This window comes from Candidatus Endomicrobiellum pyrsonymphae (genome assembly GCF_020328025.1).
GTDB classification, from domain to species: Bacteria; Elusimicrobiota; Endomicrobiia; order Endomicrobiales; family Endomicrobiaceae; genus Endomicrobiellum; species Endomicrobiellum pyrsonymphae.
Genome location: NZ_JAIXMZ010000113.1, coordinates 1 through 3,442, shown reverse-complemented (window position 1 = coordinate 3,442; position 3,442 = coordinate 1). Strand labels below are relative to the sequence as shown.

At 49.2% G+C, this 3,442-nt stretch carries 2 tRNA genes, 1 rRNA gene and 1 other annotated feature; all 3 genes read left to right on the top strand.

The annotated features are described in order from the left end of the window. Positions 1 to 189 precede the first annotated feature (189 nt). Positions 190 to 797 (top strand) — a sequence feature (16S ribosomal RNA rRNA prediction is too short). Positions 798 to 1,009: 212 nt separating this feature from the next. Further along, positions 1,010 to 1,086: transfer RNA gene (locus LE180_RS06835), tRNA-Ile, on the top strand. Between the two features lie 44 nt (positions 1,087 to 1,130). Beyond that, a tRNA-Ala gene (locus tag LE180_RS06830) sits at positions 1,131 to 1,203 on the top strand. Positions 1,204 to 1,420: 217 nt separating this feature from the next. Continuing rightward, a 23S ribosomal RNA gene (locus LE180_RS06825) occupies positions 1,421 to 3,442 on the top strand; the annotation flags it as partial.

The window sequence follows — 3,442 nt, the reverse complement described above, 5'->3', positions numbered from 1 at the left end:
CCTGCATGAAGTTGGAATCGCTAGTAATCGCAAATCAGAATGTTGCGGTGAATACGTTCCCGGGTCTTGTACACACCGCCCGTCACACCATGGGAGCCGGAAGCGCCCGAAGATTGTGACCCAACCGCAAGGAGGGAGCAAGCGAAGGAAAGGCGCGTCTCCGCGCCGGTCAGGGGGATGTCAAGCCCTGGGGAGTACGGCCGCAAGGCTGAAACTCAAAGGAATTGACGGGGACCCGCACAAGCGGTGGAGCATGTGGTTTAATTCGAAGCAACGCGAAGAACCTTACCAGGGCTTGACATCCCCCTGACCGGCGCGGAGACGCGCCTTTCCTTCGGGACAGGGGTGACAGGTGGTGCATGGTTGTCGTCAGCTCGTGTCGTGAGATGTTGGGTTAAGTCCCGCAACGAGCGCAACCCTTATCCCATGTTACCTGTAGCAATACAGGATCGCTGACGACAGCCATGCAGCACCTCTGCTGCATGGCGGTCGTCAGCTCGTGTCGTGAGATGTTGGGTTAAGTCCCGCAACGAGCGCAACCCTTATCCCATGTTACCTGTAGCAATACAGGATCTCTGAGGAGACTGCCATTGATAAAATGGAGGAAGGTGGGGACGACGTCAAGTCATCATGGCCTTTATGTCCAGGGCTACACACGTATTACAATGGCCGGTACAGAGGGCAGCGATATCGCAAGGTGGAGCAAATCCCTAAAAGCCGGCCAAGGTAGCCGTACGAGAACGTGCGGCTGGATCACCTCCTTTCTAGGGAGTAAACATACGTTTTAAGTTTGCTTAAAGCGGGATGTTAACGGTCGATTCTTGATTTACAGCGTTCGGAATTGTCTTTCTTTTGCGGGGCGTTTATTTGCGTGTTGTTTAGTTGTTTTGTGTGCTGAAGTGGTAGTTATTACTGTCAAACAGCTTTATGTTGATGCGCTAATGTGGAGTTGCTTGGCTTGATTGTAGGCTATATCTTTAAGCGGGCGTAAGTGAGTAGTTGTTTAAGCGGGCCTATAGCTCAGTTAGTCAGAGCGCACCCCTGATAAGGGTGAGGTCTGTGGTGCAACTCCACATAGGCCCACCAACAGTTTGACAGTCTGCTTTTATAGAGGCAGTTGTTGGTAAAATGGGGATATAGCTCAGCTGGGAGAGCGCCTGCTTTGCAAGCAGGAGGCCGTCGGTTCAAGCCCGACTATCTCCACATAAAGCGGTGGCTTCAGATGACACTTAATGTCGTTGCAAATCGTGAAAGCGATTAGCGTTCATTTGGTCAGGTCTGGTTACATATGAAGTGGTTGTTTTGTTCATTGAAAACTTAATAGTTGTAAGGTAAATCAAGCGTCTTCAAATTAATTTTTGAAACAATGTGGTACGATTAGTAAGTCATGTTTAACATTTCGAGAGAGATGAGATAATGTGACCAAGCTATTAAGTGCATATAGTGGATGCCTTGGCTAAGACTGTCGAAGAAGGACGTGGTAAGCTGCGTTAAGCGTCGGGGAGGTGCAAACAACTTTTGATCCGGCGATTTCCGAATGGGGTAACCCACTATGGAGTAATCTATAGTATCCATCGAGGAAGGCAACCCAGGGAAGTGAAACATCTCAGTACCTGGAGGAAAAGAAATCAACCGAGTATACCGAAAGTAGTGGCGAGCGAAATCGGTGAAGCCTAAACCGTTGTGTTTACACAGCGGGGTTGCAGGACCGCGTAAGTAGAGTTACCAATCAGAGAGTTAATCGAACGGGTTTGGAAAACCCGACCATAGAAGGTGAAAGTCCTGTAAATGAAAACTTTTTGACTCGAAGCGGTATCCTAAGTACCATCGGACACGTGAAATCTGGTGGGAATCCGGGGGGACCACCCTCCAAGGCTAAATACAAGTCTTAGACCGATAGTGAACCAGTACCGTGAGGGAAAGGCGAAAAGAACCGCGGGAGCGGAGTGAAATAGAACCTGAAACTGTATGCATACAAGCAGTTCGAGGCTTATGCCGGAAGCGCAAGTGACCGGAATGGCTGAGAGCGTGCCTGTTGAAGAATGATCCGGCGAGTTATTGGTAGGTGCGAGGTTAATTATTATGTTAACGCGTATTAAGTAGCCGTAGCGAAAGCGAGTCTGAAAGGGCGAATAGTACCTATCATTAGACCCGAAGCCAAGTGATCTATGCCTGGACAGAGTGAATTCCCTTTAATCGGGGAAGGAGGCTCGAAGCGTCGACCGTTGAAAAGGTCTTGCATGAGCTGGGTATAGGGGTGAAAGGCCAATCTAACTTGGTGATAGCTGGTTCTCCTCGAAATAGCTTTTGGGCTAGCCTGGAGTGTTAAATCAGAGAGGTAGAGCACTGGATAGTTTAGCGGGTGTAACCCACTTTGCGATGCTAACCAAACTCCGAATTCTCTGACGTATTTCTCTGGAGTCAGTACGTGTGGGATAAGCTTCACGTGCAAAAGGGAAACAGCCCAGACCATCAATTAAGGTCCCAAAATATATGCTAAGTGGTAAAGGATGTGGAATTTCCTAGACAGCTAGGAGGTTGGCTTAGAAGCAGCCATCCTTTAAAGAGTGCGTAATAGCTCACTAGTCAAGTGATTCTGCGCCGAAAACACCCGGGGCTCAAGCATATTACCGAAATTATGGATTCTATAGTAATTAATAGAGTGGTAGAGGAGCGTTCCTGTCGCGCTGAAGGCATACCGTAAGGAGTGCTGGAGCTTCAGGAAGTGAGGATGTCGGAATAAGTAGCGATAAGAGAAGTGAAAATCTTCTCCGCCGAAAACCTAAGGTTTCCTTGAGTAAAGTTCGTCTGCTCAGGGTCAGTCGATCCTAAGCCAAGGCCGAAAGGCGTAGGCGATGGGTATCCGGTTAATATTCCGGAACTATCCTTAGCGCGCATAATGTGTTTGGCTACGCTTTTCAGTAGGTCATCATCCGATTGGAAGTGGATGTTTCTCCGCAAGGAGGAGGACTTGGGGCAACCCGAGGAACTGACTGTATGGGGAGCCAAGAAAAACCCAGACACCTGTGCTAAGGGTAAACGTACCGCAAACGGACACACGTAGGTGGGGTGAAAATCCTAAGGCGCGCGAGATAACTTTCGTTTAGGAACTCGGCATATTGACCCCGTAACTTCGGGATAAGGGGTGCCTATGGCAACATAGGTCGCAGTGAAATGGCCCTCGTGACTGTTTAACAAAAACACAGGACTCTGCTGAAATCACAAGATGATGTATAGGGTCTGACGCCTGCCCGGTGCTGGAAGGTCAAGGGGAGGGGTTAGCTCTTGAAGCGAAGCTCTGAACTTAAGCCCCAGTAAACGGCGGCCGTCAGACCCTATACATCATCTTGTGATTTCAGCAGAGTCCTGTGTTTAACAAAAACACAGGACTCTGCTGAAATCACAAGATGATGTATAGGGTCTGACGCCTGCCCGGTGCTGG